The organism is Nocardia sp. NPDC059177, from assembly GCF_042755165.1.
Lineage (GTDB): Bacteria > Actinomycetota > Actinomycetes > Mycobacteriales > Mycobacteriaceae > Nocardia.
In genome coordinates this window covers 244065-263397 of the sequence record NZ_JBHZBX010000006.1, presented here as the reverse complement: position 1 = coordinate 263397, position 19333 = coordinate 244065, and the positions used below count along the sequence as shown (strand labels likewise).

At 70.3% G+C, this 19333-nt stretch carries 17 protein-coding genes; 3 read left to right on the top strand and 14 right to left on the bottom strand.

Features of this window, described 5'->3' with window-relative positions:
* Positions 1–2: 2 nt before the first annotated feature.
* The 6 genes from ACFXK0_RS10585 to tkt all read right to left on the bottom strand — a co-directional run bounded on the left by ACFXK0_RS10585 (position 3) and on the right by tkt (position 7456).
* On the bottom strand, positions 3–737 hold the full coding sequence (locus tag ACFXK0_RS10585; RefSeq protein WP_379409793.1) for a PaaI family thioesterase: 735 nt from the start codon (positions 735–737) through the stop codon (positions 3–5).
* A 164-nt stretch (positions 738–901) separates the two neighbouring features.
* Positions 902–1699 carry a 6-phosphogluconolactonase gene (pgl, locus tag ACFXK0_RS10580; RefSeq protein WP_379409792.1) on the bottom strand — a complete coding sequence of 266 codons (798 nt, stop codon included), beginning with the start codon at positions 1697–1699 and terminating at the stop codon, positions 902–904.
* Complete coding sequence (gene opcA, locus ACFXK0_RS10575) at positions 1692–2600, bottom strand: glucose-6-phosphate dehydrogenase assembly protein OpcA (RefSeq protein WP_379409791.1); 909 nt, start codon at positions 2598–2600, stop codon at positions 1692–1694. Before opcA ends, pgl begins: the two co-directional genes overlap by 8 nt.
* Positions 2597–4168: a glucose-6-phosphate dehydrogenase gene (gene zwf / locus ACFXK0_RS10570; protein WP_379409790.1), complete on the bottom strand. Its 1572-nt coding sequence runs from the start codon at positions 4166–4168 to the stop codon at positions 2597–2599. The genes opcA and zwf overlap by 4 nt, the downstream gene beginning before the upstream one ends.
* Positions 4169–4172: 4 nt before the next feature.
* On the bottom strand, positions 4173–5309 hold the full coding sequence (gene tal / locus ACFXK0_RS10565; RefSeq protein WP_379409788.1) for a transaldolase: 1137 nt from the start codon (positions 5307–5309) through the stop codon (positions 4173–4175).
* Positions 5310–5314: 5 nt separating this feature from the next.
* Complete coding sequence (gene tkt / locus ACFXK0_RS10560) at positions 5315–7456, bottom strand: transketolase (RefSeq protein WP_379409786.1); 2142 nt, start codon at positions 7454–7456, stop codon at positions 5315–5317.
* A 327-nt stretch (positions 7457–7783) separates the two neighbouring features.
* Between tkt and ACFXK0_RS10555 the strand changes: the two genes are divergently transcribed.
* Complete coding sequence (locus tag ACFXK0_RS10555; RefSeq protein WP_379409785.1) at positions 7784–8776, top strand: heme o synthase; 993 nt, start codon at positions 7784–7786, stop codon at positions 8774–8776.
* Positions 8777–8849: 73 nt separating this feature from the next.
* Here the strand turns inward: ACFXK0_RS10555 and ACFXK0_RS10550 are convergent, their stop codons facing one another.
* Positions 8850–10319, bottom strand: a complete 1470-nt coding sequence (locus ACFXK0_RS10550; protein ID WP_379409784.1) for an FAD-dependent monooxygenase — start codon at positions 10317–10319, stop codon at positions 8850–8852.
* Positions 10320–10413: 94 nt separating this feature from the next.
* Here ACFXK0_RS10550 and ACFXK0_RS10545 point away from each other — a divergent pair, with 94 nt between their 5' ends.
* Positions 10414–11013, top strand: coding sequence for a TetR/AcrR family transcriptional regulator (locus ACFXK0_RS10545; protein ID WP_379409782.1), 600 nt, complete (start codon positions 10414–10416; stop codon positions 11011–11013).
* A 196-nt stretch (positions 11014–11209) separates the two neighbouring features.
* Here the strand turns inward: ACFXK0_RS10545 and ACFXK0_RS10540 are convergent, their stop codons facing one another.
* The gene (locus ACFXK0_RS10540) at positions 11210–12175 is read right to left on the bottom strand and encodes a quinone oxidoreductase family protein (protein ID WP_379409781.1); all 966 of its coding nucleotides are present in this window, start codon (positions 12173–12175) and stop codon (positions 11210–11212) included.
* A gap of 76 nt (positions 12176–12251) precedes the next feature.
* Between ACFXK0_RS10540 and ACFXK0_RS10535 the strand changes: the two genes are divergently transcribed.
* The gene (locus ACFXK0_RS10535) at positions 12252–12608 is read left to right on the top strand and encodes a hypothetical protein (RefSeq protein WP_379409780.1); all 357 of its coding nucleotides are present in this window, start codon (positions 12252–12254) and stop codon (positions 12606–12608) included.
* Between the two features lie 57 nt (positions 12609–12665).
* Here ACFXK0_RS10535 and ACFXK0_RS10530 read toward each other — a convergent pair whose 3' ends face one another.
* From ACFXK0_RS10530 to ACFXK0_RS10505, 6 genes are all read right to left on the bottom strand, one after another.
* Positions 12666–13634, bottom strand: a complete 969-nt coding sequence (locus ACFXK0_RS10530) for a heme A synthase (protein WP_379409779.1) — start codon at positions 13632–13634, stop codon at positions 12666–12668.
* A gap of 67 nt (positions 13635–13701) precedes the next feature.
* On the bottom strand, positions 13702–14484 hold the full coding sequence (locus ACFXK0_RS10525; RefSeq protein ID WP_379409778.1) for an ABC transporter permease: 783 nt from the start codon (positions 14482–14484) through the stop codon (positions 13702–13704).
* Entirely contained in the window at positions 14481–15413 is a 933-nt protein-coding gene (locus ACFXK0_RS10520) for an ABC transporter ATP-binding protein (protein ID WP_379409777.1), read from the bottom strand. The genes ACFXK0_RS10525 and ACFXK0_RS10520 overlap by 4 nt, the downstream gene beginning before the upstream one ends.
* The gene (gene mptB / locus ACFXK0_RS10515) at positions 15410–17128 is read right to left on the bottom strand and encodes a polyprenol phosphomannose-dependent alpha 1,6 mannosyltransferase MptB (RefSeq protein ID WP_379409775.1); all 1719 of its coding nucleotides are present in this window, start codon (positions 17126–17128) and stop codon (positions 15410–15412) included. The genes ACFXK0_RS10520 and mptB overlap by 4 nt, the downstream gene beginning before the upstream one ends.
* A 106-nt stretch (positions 17129–17234) precedes the next feature.
* Complete coding sequence (locus tag ACFXK0_RS10510) at positions 17235–18197, bottom strand: rhomboid family intramembrane serine protease (RefSeq protein ID WP_379409828.1); 963 nt, start codon at positions 18195–18197, stop codon at positions 17235–17237.
* Positions 18198–18252: 55 nt separating this feature from the next.
* The gene (locus ACFXK0_RS10505) at positions 18253–19176 is read right to left on the bottom strand and encodes a hypothetical protein (protein WP_379409774.1); all 924 of its coding nucleotides are present in this window, start codon (positions 19174–19176) and stop codon (positions 18253–18255) included.
* Between the last annotated feature and the right edge of the window lie 157 nt (positions 19177–19333).

The following is a 19333-nucleotide window of genomic DNA, read 5'->3' as shown; positions in this document are numbered from 1 at the left end:
CGCTACCCGGCAGGGGTGCGGGGTGCTACCCACAGGGCTTCGGCGAGGGCGCACAGCTCGCCGTCGCGAGTCGAAAGGGCAACGCCCACAGTGTATTTGCGGCCTTCGTGGTGGACCGGCCAGGCGTGGGCGAGGTAGTCGGCGCCCGCGGGCATCGGCCGGTACTGCGTGGCGGTAAGGGCCGCGGTGACCGCGCCGAGCGGCATGCGCTGGAAGGCGAAGGCGGCGATGCCGCCGGGGCAGTCCAGGGCCGACCAGACGATCTCCGGCGGGAGCTCGCCCGCGGCGTCGGCGAGGCCGGGATCCGGCGTCCAGGCGGCGGCCATCAGGTCACGGCGGTCGTGCACCGGCCAGGAGAACAGGCGAAGGCCGTGGCCGGGGGCGCATTCGACACCGCAGCCGAAGCAGTCGGTGCTCGGCCGTTTCGGGCTGGTCAGGGCGGATTCGGTGGCGGCGAGCGCCTCGGCCCAGGTGGGCAGCGGGGCGGCGGTGATGTCGAGGGTGGCGGGGCCGGCCTGGGCCAGCAGGGTGCCGTCCGCGGCGGTGAGTGTCGCGTGGCCGGGATCGCCGGCGGGGAGTTCCAGGGGGCTCTCGACGGGCACCGCGCGACGGAAATCGACGCGGAGGGTCTCGGCGCCGGAGCGGCGCGCCAGCATGCCTGCCACGTAGCCGCCGAAGGCGACCTGCGGATAGCCGTGGATGTGATCCGGGATCGTCACTGCCTCGGTCTGGATCATGCTGCGGGACACCCTTCTGGCCGTGGAACAGCCTCGACCATACCGAGCGGACCCGCGGTGTCCGAATCAGGGAACCCCGGAGCCGATCGGCGCGTCACGTGACCTATTCGGGGAACGGCAAAGCCGGGCGGCGAATCGCGGCCCGGCCCTGTCGAGGTGGCAGATCAGTCTTCGTCGTCGTCCAGGTCGACCAGCAGGTCGGTGGCGGCGGCCTCGTCGATGACCCAGGTGGTGGAGTCGATACCGACCGCGCCCGCCGACGGCACATCGTCGGGGGAGGCGCCGTTGACCGCGGCGGCCACGGCGGCCGCCTTGCCGATCCCGCTCACCACGAGCATGACGTGGCGCGAACGGTGGATCGCGGGCAGGGTCAGGCTCACCCTGGTGGGCGGCGGCTTCGGGCAATCATGCACGGCGACAACGTAATCGGTCTTCTCGCGGACGGCGGGGGAGTGCGGGAAGAGCGAATCGATGTGGCCCTCGGGGCCCATACCGAGCACGGTGAGATCGAATTCGCCGCGCTCGTCGAGCTCGGTGTGGACGAGCTGGGCGTAGGCCGCGGCGGCCGCCTCGGGGGAACCGTAGGTGCCGTCGGAGGCGGCGATCGGGAAGACGTGGGCCGGGTCGAGCGGGACGTGGTCCAGCAGGGCCTGCCTGGCCTGGAGCTCGTTGCGGTCGGGGTCGCCGTCGGGCACGAACCGCTCGTCGCCCCAGTAGACGTAGAGCTGCGACCAGTCGATGGCGCCGGGCTCGCGCCGGACGCGTTCGAGCAGCCGGATGCCGTCGCTGCCGCCGGTCAACGACACCGAGGCGGTGCCGCGGGCGGTCTGCGCGGCGACGATCACGTCGACGAAACGCTCGGCGGCGGCGTCGGCGAGCAGGTCGGGGTCGTCGTGCACCTCGACGGTGTTGGCGGGGAACTCGGCGCCGAGCTCGTCGTGCACATCGATGCGATCACTCATAGGTCACCTTCTCGATTCCGGCGAGCGCCTCGGCGTAGATCTCGTCGGCGTCGAGCCGGCGCAGTTCCTCGGCGAGGCAATCGCGAGTTTCCCGGCGCGCCAGCGCGATACGCTGATCTGGCTCACCGGTGCGGGTCAGCGTAGCGGTGGTACCCAACTGCGGTCGGGTGATGGCGACGGAGTTCTCGCCGCGGTGCAACTCGACGCGCAGCTCACCCGTTCTGCGCACGACAGGACAGTTCAACCGGGAAGCCAGCCAGCCGGCCAGGGTGTCCAGGGCGGGTTCGCTCGCCAGTCCCGACACCGTCGCGGCGGTGACCGGCTCGAACGGCGGCTCGTCCAGCGCCGCCGCCAGCAGCGCCCGCCAATAGGTGATCCGGCTCCACGCCAGATCGGTGTCACCGAGCGCGTAGGAGGCGCGCCGCTTCTTGATGGCGGCCTGCGGATCGGGGGCGAAGGTGGCGTCGGTGATCCGGCGCTTGGCCAGTTTGCCCACCGAATCCTGCGACGGGAACTCCGGCGCACCCCGCGGCCACCACGCCACCACGGGGGTGTCGGGCAGCAGGAACGGGGTGACCACGCTGCTCTCGTGGTTCACCAGCGGACCCTGCAACCGCAGCACGATCACCTCGGCCGCGCCCGCGTCACCGCCCACGCGGATCTGGGCGTCGAGGCGGGTCTCGGCGTCCCGGTCGCCGCGGGCCAGCACGATCACCCGGCACGGATGTTCGCGGCTGGCGTCGTTGGCGGCGTCGATCGCGTCCTCGGCCTCGGAGGAGTCCAGGGTGCACACCACCAGCGTGAGCACCCGGCCCTGGGTGATGACGCCGTTGCTCTCCCGCAACTGCAGCATCCGCTTGGCGACATCGACGGTGGTCGTGTCGGGCATGTCGACGATCACGGGCGCCGCCATTCCCGCCCGCTGCGCGCGAGCATCTCCTCGGCCGAGGTGGGACCCCAGGTGCCCGCCTCGTAGGGTTCGGGTTTGCCCTCGGCGGCCCAGTGCTCGAGCACGGGATCGAGGATGCGCCAGGACAATTCGACTTCGGCGTTCACCGGGAACAGCGACGGGACGCCGAGCAGCACATCGAGGATGAGCCGCTCGTAGGCCTCGGGCGAGGACTCGGTGAACGCCTCGCCGTAGCTGAAGTCCATGTTGACGTCACGGACCTCCATGCTCGAGCCGGGCACCTTGGAACCGAAGCGCAGCGTGATGCCTTCGTCCGGCTGCACCCGGATGACCAGGGCGTTCTGGCCGAGTTCCTCGGTCATGGTCTGGTCGAAGGGCAGGTGCGGCGCGCGTTTGAACACCACGGCGATCTCGGTGACCCGCCGGCCGAGGCGCTTGCCGGTGCGCAGGTAGAACGGCACGCCCGCCCAGCGGCGGTTCTCCACGTGCAGGGTGATCGCGGCATAGGTCTCGGTGCGCGACTGCGGGTCGAACCCGTCCTCCTGATGCAGGCCGACCACGTGCTCGCTGCCCTGCCAGCCCTCGGTGTACTGACCGCGCGCGGTCGTCTCGTCCAGCGGTTCGACGAGTTTGGTCGCCGAGAGCGCCTTGATCTTCTCGGCGGTGAGCTGCATCGGCTCGAAGGAGGTGGGTTCCTCCATCGCGGTCAGCGCCAGCAGTTGCAGCAGATGGTTCTGGATGACGTCGCGCGCGGCGCCGATCCCGTCGTAATAGCCTGCGCGACCGCCCAATCCGATGTCCTCGGCCATGGTGATCTGCACGCTGTCGACATAGTTGGCGTTCCACAGCGGCTCGTAGAGCTCGTTGGCGAAGCGCAGTGCGAGGATGTTCTGCACGGTCTCTTTGCCGAGGTAGTGGTCGATGCGGAAGACCTGCTCCTCGGGGAACACCCGGTTGACCAGCGCATTGAGATCCTTGGCGCTGTCCAGATCGTGGCCGAAGGGCTTCTCGATCACCACCCGCCGCCAGGGCAGGTAGCCGTCGGCGTCGGTGCCCGCCGGTTTGGCCAGGCCGTGTTCGGAGAGCTGGTCGAGCACCACCGGGAACATGTTCGGCGGGATCGACAGGTAGAAGGCGTAGTTGCCGCTGGTGCCGCGTTCGGCGTCCAGTGCCGAGAGCGTGGTCGCCAGGGTGGCGAAGGCGGTGTCGTCGTCGAAGCTGCCCTGCACGAACCGCAGCCCCTCGGCCAGATGGTCCCAGACCTCCTGGCGGAACGGCGTGCGCGCGTGCTGTTTGACCGCGTCCAGGACGACGGCGGCGAAGTCCTCGTTCGCGTAGTTGCGCCGGGCGAAGCCGACCAGGGCGAAACCAGGGGGCAGCAGCCCCTGGTTCGCCAGGTCGTAGATGGCCGGCATCAGCTTCTTGCGGGACAGATCTCCGGTGACACCGAAGATCACCAGGCAGCACGGGCCCGCGATGAAGGGGACCCGCTTGTCACGTTCGTCGCGCAGCGGGTTGTGCCACAGCCCCGCCCGATCCGTCGATGCTGTGCCGGCCATCGGGTCAGTTGCCCCCCGCCGCCGCGGTGCGCAGTTCGCCGGTGGTGGCCTCGAGCAGTTCGCTCCACGCGGACTCGAACTTGTCGACACCTTCGCGCTCGAGCAGGTCGAACACGTCGGTCAGGTCGATACCGGCCGCGCTCAGGTCGGCGAAGACCTGCGCGGCCTCGACCGCGTGACCGCTGAGCGTGTCACCGCGCAGCTCGCCGTGATCGGCGACGGCCTGCAGCGTCTTCTCCGGCAGCGTGTTGACCGTGTTCGGGCCGACCAGCTCGGTGACGTAGAGAGTGTCCGGGTAGTCCGGGTTCTTCACGCCGGTGGAGGCCCACAGCGGCCGCTGCCGGTTGGCGCCCTGGGAGGCCAGGTGGTTGTAGGTGGAGGTGTGCGCCCCACCGTCGAACACGTCCTGGTACTCGGCGTAGGCCAGCCGGGCGTTGGCGACGCCGGCCTTGCCGCGCAGCGCGAGCGCCTCGGGGGTGCCGATCGCTTCCAGGCGCTTGTCGATCTCGGTGTCCACGCGGGAGACGAAGAACGAGGCGACCGAATGGATCCGGGCCAGGTCGTGGCCGCCGATCTTGGCGTTGCGCAGGCCGTCGAGGTAGGCGCCCATCACCGCGCGGTAGCGCGGCACCGAGAAGATCAGCGTCACGTTCACGCTGATGCCCTCGCCGATCACCGCGGTGATGGCGGGCAGGCCCGCCTCGGTGGCCGGGATCTTGATGAACAGGTTCTTGCGGTCGACGATCTTCCACAGCTCGATGGCCTGGGCGATGGTCTTGTCGGCGTCGAAGGCGAAGCGCGGGTCGACCTCGATCGACACGCGGCCGTCGACGCCGTTCGTGGCCTCGAACACCGGGGCGAGCACGTCGCAGGCGGCGCGCACGTCGTCGGTGGTCATGGTGCGGATGGCGGCATCGGCGTCGGCGCCCTGGGCGGCAAGCTCTTTCAGCTGACCGTCGTAGTCGTGACCCTTGCTCAGGGCGGCCTGGAAGATGCTCGGGTTCGTGGTGACACCGACGACGCTGCGGGTCGCGACCAGGTCGGCGAGATTGCCGGACTCGATCCGATCACGGGACAGGTCGTCGAGCCACACCGAGACCCCCGCGGCCGAGAGCGCGGCGAGATTCTCGTTCTGTGCCATGGTCTTTACCCCTTCACCTTGTCGAGCGAACGCTGCGCGGCGGCGACGACGGCATCGGCGGTGATACCGAACTCGCTGTAGAGCTTCTTGAAGTTCGCGGAGGCGCCGAAGTGCTCGATCGAGACGATCTCGCCCGCGTCACCGACGAAGCGGTACCACGGCATCGCGATACCGGCCTCGACGACGACCCGCGCGCGGACCTCGGGCGGGAACACCTCGTCGCGGTAGGCCTGGTCCTGTGCGTCGAACCACTCCACACACGGCATCGACACCACGCGGGTTCCGATGCCCTGCTCTTCCAGCGTAGTGCGCGCGGCGACCGCGAGCTGCAGCTCCGAACCGGTGCCGACCAGGATCACCTGCGGGGTGCCGGTGGACGCCTCGGCCAGCACGTAGCCGCCCTTCTTGACGCCCTCGTAGCTGGTTCCCTCGAGGGTCGGCACGTCCTGACGGGTCAGCGCCAGCGCGGACGGGCCGTCCTGGTGCGGGGCGTCGAAGGTGTGGAAGTGCGAGATGTGCTCGTCGGAGTCGCGCTCGAGGATGGTGCGCCAGGCGTGGGTGGTCTCGTTGGCGTCGCCGGGGCGGACCACATTGAGGCCGGGGATCGCGCGCAGCGCGGCCAGGTGCTCGATCGGCTGGTGGGTCGGGCCGTCCTCGCCCAGGCCGATGGAGTCGTGGGTCCAGACGTAGATCGAGGGCACCCGCATGAGCGCGGCCAGCCGCACGGCCGGGCGCATGTAATCGGAGAACACCAGGAAGGTGCCGCCGTAGGGGCGGGTCGGGCCGTGCAGCGCGATGCCGTTGAGGATCGAGCCCATGGCGTGCTCACGGATGCCGAAGTGCAGGGTGCGCCCGTACGGCTGGGCCTTCCACATGCCGGTGGAGATCGACTCGGGGCCGAAGCTCGGCTGGTTGGGCATGGTGGTGTTGTTGGACTCGGCCAGGTCGGCCGAGCCGCCCCACAGCTCGGGCAGCTCGTCGGCGACCGCGGCCAGGAACTTGCCGGAGGCCTTGCGGGTGGCCATGCCCTTGGGGTCGGGCTCGTAGGACGGCAGCGACTCGGTCCAGCCCGCGGGCAGCGACCGGGTCTGCAGGCGGTCGAACAGGGCCTTGTTCGACGGGTGCGCGGCGGCCCACTTGTCGAAGTCCTGCTGCCAGCTCGCCTTGGCCTCGGTGCCACGGACCTGGGCCTTGCGGGTGTGCTCGATGACGGCCGGGTCGACGTCGAAGGACTTGTCCGGGTCGAAGCCCAGCGCCTGCTTGACCGCGGCCACCTCGTCGGCGCCCAGCGCGGCGCCGTGCACGCCGCCGGTGTTCATCTTGTTCGGCGCGGGGAAACCGATGATGGTGCGCAGGATGATGATCGACGGCTTGTCGGTCACCGCCTTGGCGGCCTCGATGGCGGCCTCGATCGCCACCACGTCCTCGCCGCCCTCGACGATCTGCACGTGCCAGCCGTAGGCCTCGTAGCGCGCGGGCACGTCCTCGGTGAAGGCGATGTCGGTGTCGTCCTCGATGGAGATCTCGTTGTCGTCGTAGATCACCACCAGGTTGCCCAGCTGCTGGGTGCCCGCGATCGAGGAGGCCTCGGCGGTGACGCCCTCCTGCAGGTCGCCGTCGGAGGCGATGGTGTAGATGAAGTGGTCGAACGGGCTGGTCCCGGCCGGGGCGTCCGGATCGAACAGGCCGCGCTCACGGCGGGCCGCCATCGCCATACCGACCGCGGAGGCCAGACCCTGACCCAGCGGGCCGGTGGTGATCTCGACGCCGTCGGTGTGGCGGAACTCGGGGTGGCCGGGGGTCAGCGAGTCCCACTGGCGCAGCTGCTCGAGGTCGGTCAGCTCCAGGCCGAAACCGGCCAGGTAGAGCTGCACGTAGAGGGTGAGGCTGGAATGCCCACAGGAGAGCACGAAGCGATCGCGGCCGACCCAGCGCGGCTCGGTGGGATCGTGGCGCATCGTGCGCTGGAACAGGGTGTAGGCGACCGGCGCGAGGCTCATCGCGGTGCCCGGGTGACCGTTGCCCGCCTGCTGCACCGCGTCCGCGGCGAGTACACGGGCCGTGTCCACGGCCTTGGTGTCCAGGTCCGTCCAGTCGCTGGGGTAGTTCCGCTGAGTGAGGGCGCGAATGTCGTCTGTGACTGACACGACCGTGGTTCTCCTGACCTTGGTTTCGTCGACGGCGATACATGGCAGCGGCGATGGTGCCCGATACGGATCGCCCGCGGCCGGGGCTGCGTACCGATGTACAGGAATACCCTAGAGGTGCTGCTCTACCTCACCGGTGCGAACCCTGGGTGTGAGTGTAATTCGGTTCCGGTCGCAGGGGGGACGGTGACCACCCCCACGATGGCGGGGCCCTGGCGCCGCCCGGCGTCGGCGTGGGTCTACCATCGTCTGTAGTAGTGGCCGCGCCGCAGCCGCGCGCTGCTCGTTCCATTGCCGGATGAGAAGCACAGCGTGCGAGGAGAAACAGTGCGGATCGGTCACCAGCCGGGTAGTAGCGGTGCGCACGGAAGCTCGTCGACAGCGCTGGCCGATCGCCTCGCCGGCGACAGCCTCGGCGCCCGCATCGTGCGCAAGCCCCTGGCGTATATCGCGCTCACCAAGCCCCGGGTCATCGAGCTGCTGCTCGTCGCCACCATTCCGACGATGCTGCTGGCCGACCGCGGCAATGTCGACATCCGGCTCATCCTGGTCACCCTGTTCGGTGGCTGGCTGGGCGCGGCCAGCGCCAACACCCTCAACTGCGTCGCCGACGCCGACATCGACAAGGTGATGAAGCGGACCGCGCGGCGCCCGCTGGCCCGCGACGCGGTGCCCACCTCGCACGCGTTCGTCTTCGGCGTCACCCTCGGCGCGATCTCCTTCGCCTGGCTGTGGTGGCAGGCCAACCTGCTCAGCGGCCTGCTCGTGGTCGCGACCATCCTGTTCTACGTCTTCGTCTACACCAAGGGCCTCAAGCGCCGGACCTCGCAGAACGTGGTGTGGGGCGGCGCCGCGGGCTGCATGCCGGCGCTGGTCGGCTGGTCCGCGGTCACCGGGAACATCGGCTGGCCCGCGCTCGTGCTGTTCGCGGTCATCTTCTTCTGGACGCCGCCGCACACCTGGGCGCTGGCCATGCGCTACAAGGAGGACTACCGCGCGGCCGGTGTGCCGATGCTGCCGGTGGTGGCGACCGAGCAGGTGGTGACCAAGCAGATCGTCATCTACACCTGGCTGACCGTGCTGGCGACGCTGGCATTGGTCCCGGCGACCGGTGTCATCTACGCGGCGGTCGCGCTGGTGGCCGGTGCGTGGTTCCTGCTGATGGCCCACCAGCTCTACGCCGGGGTGCGCCGCGGCGAGTCGGTGAAGCCGCTGCGGCTGTTCCTGCAGTCGAACAACTATCTGGCGGTCGTGTTCTGCGGGCTGGCCGTGGACTCGGTGCTCGGGTGGGACACCGTGGGCAGCTTCGTCGGGCTCTGATTCTCCGACACGGACCGATGGCCGGGCACGATGCCCGGCCATCGGTCGTTTCCGGGCACTACGCGGCCAGTGCTCACCAGCGCCGGGCGAGGTGACCGTCCGGGCGGATCAGCACCTGCGATCCCGGGTGGGCCGCGTAGGCGTCGAAGGCGTGCCCGTCGGTATCGATGAGGCTTTCGCCCGCGCGGTCGCTGCTGGGGGTGCGGCCGGTGCCGGAATCCGGGCGGTGGATGTCGATGACGCGAACACCGTCGGTGCTGATCTTCGGCGCGGGCTCGCCGGGGCCGGGCGCCGCGAACCTCAACAGTGTTGCCCGCGGCCCACGGAACAGTTCGAAGAGGCGGATCGGCCGGCCGGCCGGGTCGTGCAGGGGTGCGTCGGGCGCGCGGTCACCGGCGACCAGGGGGCCGTGGTCGGTGGGGGATCGGTAGGTGATGCCGAGTTGACGGGTCTCGGGGCCACGGTCGAGTGCGTCCTCGGCACCGTCGACCATCTTGTCCAGGAGCTCGGTGCTCAGGCCGAGTACACGAGCCGCGACGCCCCGGCGTTCCGCCTCGAAGGTGTCGAGCGGGCCGGGGTCGCCGCGCAGCGCGGCGGCCAGTTTCCAGCCGAGGTTGTAGGCATCCTGGACACCGGTGTTGAGGCCCTGCCCGCCGGTCGGTGGGTGCACGTGCGCCGCGTCGCCGGCGAGCAGCACCCGGCCCACCCGGAAACGGTCGGCCAGCCGGATGTTGGGGCGCCACACGGTGATCCAGCGCAGCTCGGTGAGCTCGACACCCACGCCCGGCGCGTGCCGATCCGCCAGGTCCTGGAGGGTGCGCAGATCGGGCTCCCGGTCGCCGGGGCGCGGCGCGGCGAACTGGAACAGGCGCCCGCCCGGTAGCGGAGACAGCGAGAAGCCGTCCATCGGCCGGTCCGGGTCGGCCGCGAACCAGTAGCCGTAGTCGTGGTCGAGGGTGTCGGCGCGGACGTCACCGAGCAGCATCTCGAGCGTGTCGTCGGTGGTGCCCGCGAAGGTGATGCCGAGCCGTTTGCGGACCGTGCTCGCGCCGCCGTCCGCGCCGACCAGGTAGTCCGTCCGGATCGTCTCGGCGTGGCCGTCGCGGTGCAGCGTGACGGTCACGCCGGTGTCGTCCTGGGTGAAATCGGTGACGGCCGTACCGAATTCGACGGTGACGCCGAGCTCGGCCAGGCGGTTCCGCAGGATGGCCTCGGTGTCGGATTGGCCGAGTACCCAGGCGTTCGGGTACGGCACGTCCGGGGTCGGGGCGACGGGTTCGGCCATCCGGCGCTCGCCGACCAGCGTGCCGCCGAGGTAGGCGCGCATGATCGGCAGCTCGCGACCGGCGGCCAGGACCGCGTCCAGTACGCCGAGGTCCTCGAACACTTCCAGGGTGCGGGGCTGGATGCCGTCGCCGCGTGAGCCGGCGAACGGCGCGGCGGCGCGGTCGACGATGCGGACACTGACGCCGCGCCGGGCGAGATCGAGGGCGAGGGTGAGCCCGGTCGGGCCGGCGCCGGTGACAACTACCTGGTCGGACATTGAAAATCCTCCGAAACTTGAAGTGAATTGAGATTCAGTGAATGTGAATTCAGTTTCACTCTTGGTAGCGTCTGCTGTCAAGGAGGTGGCATCGGTGGCAGGAAGGCGCGAGAAATCGGCGGAGACCGAGCAGGCGCTCAAGGACGCGGCACGCGCACTGTTCGCCGAACGCGGCTATCTGAACACCAAGATCACCGACATCACCGCGGCCGCGGGCCGGGCGGCGGGGTCGTTCTACAACCACTTCGCCGGCAAAGAAGAACTGCTCCAGGCCCTGCTGGGCGATCTGGCCGCCGCCGGCGACGAACAGGCGGCCGACCCCGCGCACCTGTCCGACTTCACCGACCCGGCGGCAGTGCGCTACCACGTGCGCGCGTACTGGACCTTCGCGCGCGAGCACGCCGCGGTGCTGCGCGCTGTCGGGCAGGCGGCGCAGGTCAGCCCGGAATTCGCCCGGATGATCGCGGGCTTCGGCGCCGAACAGCGCGCCGACATCGCCGACCACGTAGCCGACTTCCCGGCCCGCGGGCTGCGGTTACCGGGGACCGTCGACGCGAGTCTGGCGATGATGTTCGCGGCGGTCGACGGGGTACTGCGGATGGTCGAGGACGGGGCGGTGCGGATGACCGACGACGAGGCGATCGACTCGATCACGCGCTTCGTCTATCGGGGGCTCACCGGCCGCGACTACTGACGGCCGCAGAGCTCGGTGACAGGCGCTGCCGCTGGGGCGGTCGAGGAATGCCGGCGCGGTAGCCCGTCGGACGACGATCGCGGCGCCGGGTGACAACGGGGCCCGTGGGGCCATCGCCTATGGCGGCGCCTCGCTGATCGGCGGCCCTGTGCGGGCAGTAGTTGCGGGCCGGAGGGAATTCCGTCGGCCCGCCCGGTTACGGCAGCAGCACGATCGATCCGGTGGTCCGGCGGGCGGCGAGGTCGGCGTGGGCGCGGTCGGCCTCGGCGAGGGGATACGTGGCACCGATGCGGAACTGGAGGGTGCCAGCGGCGATGCCGTCGAAGATATCCGTTGCGCGCCACAGGAATTCGGTGCGGTCCCGGGTGTAGGCGCCCAGTGAGGGGCGGGTGAGCCACAGGGATCCGGCGGGGTTGAGGCGTTGCGGATCGAAGGGTGGGACGGCGCCGCTGGCCGCGCCGAACAGGGCCAGGGTGCCGCGCACCCGCAACGACGCGAGGCTGGCTTCGAAGGTGCTCGCGCCGACTCCGTCGTACACGGCGGCGACTCCCGCACCGTCGGTGAGTGCCCGGACGCGGGCGGCCAGGCCGTCGCCGTAGCGCAGGACCTCGGCGGCGCCCGCCTCGCGCGAGAGCTTCTCCTTGGCGTCGGTGGAGACCGTGGTGATCACGCGCGCGCCCTTGGCGGCGGCCAGTTGGGTCAGCAGCAGCCCGACACCGCCGGCGCCGGCGTGGATCAGCACCGGATCGCCGGGTTCGGGGCGGAACACCGATTCGACCAGGTAGTGCGCGGTCATCCCCTGTAGCAGCGCGGCCGCCGCGACGGTCGGGTCGACGCCGTCGGGCACCTTCACCGCGACGGCCTCGTCGACGGCGACCCGGTCCGCGTAGCTGCCCGGCGCCGCCGCCCACGCGACGCGGTCGCCCACCGCGAACTCGGTGACCTCGGCACCCACCGCCGCCACGACACCGGTGCCCTCGGAGCCCGGAATATAGGGCGTCGCCTGCGGGTACAGCCCGGTCCGGAAGTAGATGTCGATGAAGTTGACGCCCACGCCCTGGGTGTCGACCAGCAGCTGACCTGGCCCGATCTGCGGATCGGGCACCTCGACATACCGCAGGACCTCGGGACCACCGTGCTCGGAAACCTGAATCGCGCGCATGAGTCTCCTTTGTACACTCCGTGTTCGACGCCACTCGGGGGTGGACTCGTGACTACCGCTCGGTAAACTCTCGCTCATGAGTACTACCGTCGCCGTGCAGGTGCCCGCCGAGGTCGAGAAGTCCGTCGCGAAGTTCATCGCCGAGCACGGCGGTTCGGGCACGGCCGTGCTGCAGTACCTCGGGGAGCAGGGCGTGCGGATCACCCTGGTCGGCTCCGACGGCATCCTCGGCGACCGCGTGGTGGCCGACATGGCGACCGCGAAGGCTCTGGTGGAGAAGGTGGACGGTCTGGTCGAGGCCGACGAGTGGAACCGTGAGCTCGTCTCCATCGTCACTCCGCTGAAGTCGCACTGGGCCAAGATGGCCGGCTGGGTGGCCCGGCAGACCCGCTTCCCCAAGGCGCGCAACGCCGACGTCTTCGCCGGCGCGTAACCCACGAACGACAACAGCCCGCGATCTGGCCGGATCGCGGGCTGTGCTGTGTTCGGGTCAGGTCGCGGCGGGTACCGCGGCGGGCGCGTCGATCCGCTCGCGGGTGCGCAGCGCGGCCCACAGCGCGGCGGTCGCGGCGGTGCAGGCCGCGGCGCCGCCGACATGGATCGCGACCAGCGCGGCGGGCACGTCGGTGAAGTACTGCACGATGCCGACCAGCGCCTGCGCGACCACGGTCGCCAGCAGCACCCACAGGCGTTTGCGGATCGCCGGGGTGATTCCGACGGCGTAGAGGCCGAAGGCGAGGCCGACCAGCAGCGCGAGGTAGCCGACGAGCAGCTGCGAATGCAGGTGCACCAGGGTGACGATCTCGACCTGCAAGCGCTCGACGGAACGTTCGATGCTCTTGTCCCCGGCATGCGGTCCCGCGCCGGTCACCAGGGTGCCCGCGATCAGCACGCCCGCCAGCGCGACGCCGCTCAGCGCGGTCAGCCAGCGCAGCGGAGCGGGGGCCTGGACGGTCTCGATGCCGTCGTCGGGCTCGCCGATCCTGGCGAAGAGCACCACCGCGAGCCACACCATCACCATCGAGGCCAGCAGATGCACCGCGACGGTCCACCACAGCAGACCGGTGCGCACGGTGATGCCGCCGATGATCGCCTGCACGACCGTGCCGCCGGGCATCAGCCAGGCGTAGACGAGCACTTCCCGGCGGCGCCGCGCCCGCACGACGGCGAGCACGATCAGCGCCGCGCACAGCGTCACCGCGAAGGTGAGCATGCGGTTGCCGAACTCGACGGTCTGATGGATGACCGGCACCTCCGACACCCCGACGGGGGTGAAGCTGCCGGGGAAACACTGCGGCCAGGTCGGGCAGCCGAGGCCGGAAGCGGTGACGCGCACGATGGCGCCGGTCACCGAGATTCCGGCCTGGCTGAGGATCACCGCGACGGCGATCAGCCGCTGCACCCGCAGCGAGGGGAGCGGAAGCCGGTCGACGAGTCCCAGGAAGGCGCGATACAGCACGTCACGATGGTACTGGCCGCGAAATCCGGCCGATGCGCGGGGCTACTACAGTGCGTCGTTGATCACGTCAGCTGAAGCGGAACAGCCGGGTCGCCAGCCAGCCGCACACCAGGCCCCACACCACGAGCACGGTGACCCCGAACCAGTCGACCCCGCCGGCCAGCGCCGATTCCAGCGCGAACGCCAGCGCGCCGGACGGGACGAGGCGGACCAGCACGGTGACGGCGGTGTGCAGGGAATCGCCGACGAGCACCAGGCTGGCCACGCCGAGCATGACGAACCACAGGATATTGGCCAGCGCCAGCACCACCTCGGCCTTGAGCGTGCCGCCCAGCAGCAGACCCATCGCGGCGAAGGTCGCGGTGCCGAGCGCGATCACCAGCGCGCCGAGCGCCAGCCCACCGATCCCCGGCCGCCAGCCCAGGGCGAAGCCGATGGCGCCGAGCAGCACCGCCTGCAGCACGACGACGATCAGCACCGCGGCGCACTTGCCGGTGATCACGCCCCAGCGTGGCAGCGCGGTCGCGCCGAGCCGTTTGAGCGCGCCGTAGCGCCGGTCGAAGCCGACGGCGATGGCCTGGCCGGTGAACGCGGTCGACATCACCGCGGTCATCATCACCATCGGCACCACCTTGTCGACCCGGTGCTCACCGAGCTCGCCGAACGGCAGCAGGGTGAGCCCGATCAGCAGGGTGATCGGGATGAACATGGTGAGCAGCAGTTGTTCGCCGTTGCGCAGCAGCAGTTTCAGCTCGAGCGCGGTCTGCGCGGTGAGCATGGCGGCGGGCGAGGCGGGACGCGGATCGGGGTGGAAGGTGCCGGGCCGGAAGCGGCTCGAGGTCTCGGTCATCCGCGCAGGTCCCGTCCGGTCAGTTCGAGGAACACGTCCTCGAGGCGGCGCTGGTCGATCCGGATATCGGTGGCCAGCACGTTCATCCTGGCGCACCAGGCAGTGACGGTCGCCAGCACCTGGGGGTTGATCTCGCCCTCGACCAGGTAGGTGCCCGGCAGCGTTTCGCGCGGCGAGAATCCTTCCGGCAGTGCCGATTTCAGCAGGTCGAGGTCCAGTTTCGGCGGGGCGCAGAACCGCAGCTGGCCGGCCGCGCCGTGCGCGGTGACCTCGGCGGGGGTGCCCTCGGCGACGACCTGCCCGTGATCGATGATCACCAGCTGGTCGGCGAGCTGCTCGGCCTCGTCCATCATGTGCGTGGTGAGCACGACGCTCACGCCGTCGCGACGCAGCGCGTCGATGAGCTCCCACACGATCAGGCGCGCCTGGGCGTCCAGGCCCGCGGTCGGTTCGTCCAGGAAGACGATCTCCGGCCTGCCGACCAGCGCGCACGCCAGTGCCAGCCGCTGCTGCTGACCGCCGGACAGGCGGCGGTACGGGGTGCGGCGGTTGTCCTGCAGGCCCAGGGTGCTCAGCAGCCAGTCGGGGTCGATCGGGTCGGCCGAGTAGGCGGCGACCAGGTCGAGCATCTCGCCGGCCCGCGCGCCCGGATAGGCGCCACCGCCCTGCAACATCACGCCGATGCGCGGGCGCAGCTGTTCGGAATCGGCGATCGGGTCGAGGCCGAGCACGCGGACGGTGCCCGCGTCCGGGCGCACGAAACCCTCGCACATCTCGACGGTGGTGGTCTTGCCCGCGCCGTTGGGTCCGAGCAGCGCGAACACCTGGGCGCGCTCGACGTCGAAGCGGAGGCCGTCGACCGCGGTGGTCTCGCCGTAGCGCTTGACCACGCCGTCGACGCGGACAGCAGGTCCGGGGCGTGTCGTCACGGGGTCACACCGTATTCCGTGGCCCGCTGTGACGGAGCCGACACCCCCGTCTGGGCCCGCCACGGGAGGGTGTGCCGGGTGAGGGCGAAGAACAACGCGAAGCACACCGCGGCGGCCAGTGCGGCACCGATGATCTGGAAGACCTGGAACTCCGCGCCGCGCGGCATCACCAGCATCGAGACCACCGCGGAGAAAGCGATCGCGGGGATACGGAAGACCGGTTGGGTGGCCCAGGCGGCCAGCGGGACGATGGCCCAGAGCAGATACCACGGCTGGACCACCGGGAGCAGCAGCACGATCGCGCCCAGCGAGACACCGAGCGCGCCGACCGGATGCAGGCGGCCGGTGCCGGTGGCGACCAGCATACGGATCGTGATGTAGGCGGCGACCAGCGCGGCGATCGGGCGGGTGATCGACAGCAGCGCCGTGGTGTGGTCGCCGAGACCGAGCAGCACGCCGCCGAATCCGGTGATGATGCCGATGACGGTGGGCAGTGACATCCAGCTGCGCACCGCGTTGGCGACGCTGAGGGTGTGCACCCAGCCGAAGCCGAGCCCGCTGAGCGAGCTCAGCAGCAACGTGGTCACCACGGCGATGAGTCCCATCAGCGCGGCCGCTTTGACCACCGCGACGAGGGTGCCGCCCCAGCGTTTGGCCAGCGCCATGCCGACGAATCCGAGGGCGATGATCGAGGTGAACTTCACCGACGAGGACAGTGTGATCACCACCGCGCCGCCGATCAGCAGCGCGTAGGCGCGACCGTCGAACGGTGGGAGGTGTGTGGCGGTGAGCCGGTCGGGTTTGCCGCCGTCGCCGTAGATCGCGCGCAGCATCAGCTCCATCCCGGCCAGCATCAGCCCGAGCATCAGCGCGTCGTTGTGCACACCGCCGACCAGGTGGAACAGCACCAGCGGATTCGCCGCGCCCAGCCACAGCGCGCTGACCGGCGCGACGCCGCAGCGCACCGAGAGCCGGGGCAGCGCCCACACGATCAGCGCCACGCCGGCCAGCGCCAGCAGCCGGTGCACCCAGACCCCGGCGATGATGTTGTCGCCGGTCAGTTCCGCGATGCCACGGCCGATCCAGAGGAACAGCGGTCCGTACGGCGCCGGGGTGTCGCGCCAGATGGTCGGCACATTGTTGGTCAGGACGTTGTCGATGCCGAGACCGGCCACCGGACCCTCGACATACGGGTCGATGCCGCGCGCGGCGATCTCACTCTGCGCCAGATACGAGTAGACGTCGTTGCTGAACATCGGCGGGGCGACGCTGAGCGGGATGATCCACAGCAGCAGCGTGCGATCCAGCTGCGAGCGCGAGAGCCGGTGCAGCGGCGAGCCGGCCAGGCCGCCGACCGCGAAGCGGCCGAGCAGCAGCCACGCGCCGATCACCAGCACCGTGCCGAACATGCACATGGCCAGCGAGCCGGTGTGCGCGCGGGCGAAGATGCCGAGAACCCGGACGCCGGAGACCGGATTCTGGTGAACCGGCTGCGCGCCGATTCCCAGCGCGGCGATGGCCATCAGGACGGTGCCGGTCGCGCCCATCAGGCGGATCCGGTCCAGCTGCGCGCGCTCGCTCTTGTCGAGCCCCGGCACTTCGCGCTCGTCGCGATGCAGGACCGCGACGGTGTGATCGGGCGTCGGCACGTCGAGCCCGAGAGCCCGCCTCCCGAACGCCAGTGTCTTGCGCGCCGCGCCCTCCAGTACCGCCACGAATACGGAGCCTAGTGGGCCGGGACGCGATTGTTTCCGCGCCGGTGGACTCCGCCGCGCCGACCAGCGCGGAAACCGGTGACGTAGCGTCCCGGCCGGACGGGCGTCAGAGCTGGCCGATGGTCGGTGGGGCGCCGACGAGGACCACCGGCGGTTCGCCGCGTTGCACGGCGGCGGCCGCGATGACGACCGCCAGGCAGACCACCGCGACACCGGTCAGCGCGGCCCAGCCGATGCGCTGCGCCGCCTCCGGTGTCTTGGCCGACAACCAGCCGGGGACGAACAGGATGCCCAGGGTGCTCAGGGTGCCTGCCGCGAGCCCACCGAGGTGGCCCCACAGCGAGATCCCGGGCAGCGACAAGCTGATCACCACATTGATGCCGATCACCACCAGCATCGGAGTCGGGCTCTGCCGCAACCGGATCAGCGTCACGGTGACCGCGCCGAACAGGCCGTACACCGCACCCGAAGCGCCCGCGGTGGCACTGATCGAGTCGGCCAGCGCCATCACCGCGGCCGCCCCACCCAGCAGCGACACCACATACACGCACGCGAACCGCACCCGGCCGAGCACCTGCTCGAGATCGCGGCCGACGACATAGAGGGCGAACATGTTGACCAGCAGGTGGATCGCGCCGTAATGCAGGAACCCCGACCCGAGCAGCCGGATCCACTCCCCGTCGGCCACCAGCCGCGGCACCAGCACCCACTCCCGGAACAGCGCCGACCCGCGATAGTTGTCCATCGGGCTACCGGCCTGCGCCGCGGTGATCACATAGACCAGCACATTGACCGCGATCAGCCCATACGTCACGTAGGGAACAGCGCCCCCCGCCCGCGCCCCACCCACGGACCGCACCGGCCGCACATCCCGCTGCCCCTGCCGCACACAATCCACACAGTGCTGCCCCACGGCCGCCGGCCGCAGGCACTCCGGACAGGCAGGCCGCCCACACCGCGTACATGCAAGCCCGGTGGGCCGATCAGGATGACGCACACACGTCGTTACAGGCGGGTTCGACACCCTCCCATCGTGCCAGACCCCCACCCACCCGTCCGGACAGTCGATCACCCCGCCCTGGTGGCGGCATCCCCCGAGAAGGCCCGCCACCCGAGCGTGGTGATCAGCTGCCCAGGAAGTGGTCGAGGACGGCGTTCATGACGCGGTGGGAGGTGGGAGTGTCGCCGCCGACAGAGACGGCGGGGACCAGGGGACGGTTGTCCTCGTCGACGGTGAAGCTCGGGCCGAGCTGGCCTTTCATGAGGGCGTAGCCGTCGGGGAGGATGTAGCGTCCGCGGTCGTCACGGCGGCCCACGGCGAAACTCGCCTCGGGGTAGTAGTCGAACAGGATCCCGGTGTGGACGCCGTCGAGCCGGAACGAGCAGGCGCCCAATTGCTGTTCGTTCGCGGCGATGCTCGCGCCGAGAGCGACCGGGACCGCGCACGGATCGACGCCGGTGAGGATGCTGCGCGGCAGGCCAGGGGTGGTGCCGTGCTGAGGCTGTTCGGTCCATTTCGCCATCGCGGCCTCGGCGAGCCGCTCAGCGGCCGGACAAGGATCGCTGCTGGCGGGCATATGCAGGCTCACGCGGAAGCCGACCGACGCCGGATACTTCACATCCACCCGGCACCACCGCTCGCCCTCCGGAATCGAGCGGTCGGTCCTGCTGTCGCGGTCTTCGATGGTCACGACTGTGGCGCCACCGACCGTCCTGGACTTGCTCGTGTCTGGGTCGATGCTCCACGCGCCGTCGAAGATGCCCGCGACGACCATCAGGTCGAAGCTGCTCGGTCCGCCGGGGGTGGTCAGCGTCATCCCGCAGCCCTCGGTCCGGCGTAGCTGATCGGGGCCTGGTGTGCCGAGTTCGGCGAGTTCGGTCCGGGGGATCAGGGCACACGCCTCGATGCCCCTGGCCTGCCGCAACATCTCGAACACCTGGTCGTCGGTCGTCGCCTCGACGGTCCAGTACGGCGCCGGTGGCTGATCCTGGGGACCACAGGCGACGACGGTGACCAGTAGCGCGGCAGCGAGCAACAGTCGTCGCACGGTGGTTCCCCCTGAGAGCCGATCGGATGCGAGGACATCGTGTCACGTCCTGGTGCGGTGTGACGGTTCGATCGGGCGGGAGGGGTGGGGCTGGTGGGGTGGTGGGGTTGTGCGATGGGTCACCTCGGGGTGGGGGACGGGTGGGGGTGGAGGGCGT

Bases quoted from the DNA above. Each gene is read 5' to 3' on its own strand.
- ACFXK0_RS10585 (WP_379409793.1), bottom strand. From the start codon at position 737: ATGATCCAGACCGAGGCAGTGACGATCCCGGATCACATCCACGGCTAT.
- pgl (WP_379409792.1), bottom strand. From the start codon at position 1,699: ATGAGTGATCGCATCGATGTGCACGACGAGCTCGGCGCCGAGTTCCCC.
- zwf (WP_379409790.1), bottom strand. From the start codon at position 4,168: ATGGCCGGCACAGCATCGACGGATCGGGCGGGGCTGTGGCACAACCCG.
- tal (WP_379409788.1), bottom strand. From the start codon at position 5,309: ATGGCACAGAACGAGAATCTCGCCGCGCTCTCGGCCGCGGGGGTCTCG.
- ACFXK0_RS10550 (WP_379409784.1), bottom strand. From the start codon at position 10,319: ATGTCCGACCAGGTAGTTGTCACCGGCGCCGGCCCGACCGGGCTCACC.
- ACFXK0_RS10540 (WP_379409781.1), bottom strand. From the start codon at position 12,175: ATGCGCGCGATTCAGGTTTCCGAGCACGGTGGTCCCGAGGTCCTGCGG.
- ACFXK0_RS10535 (WP_379409780.1), top strand. From the start codon at position 12,252: ATGAGTACTACCGTCGCCGTGCAGGTGCCCGCCGAGGTCGAGAAGTCC.
- ACFXK0_RS10525 (WP_379409778.1), bottom strand. From the start codon at position 14,484: ATGACCGAGACCTCGAGCCGCTTCCGGCCCGGCACCTTCCACCCCGAT.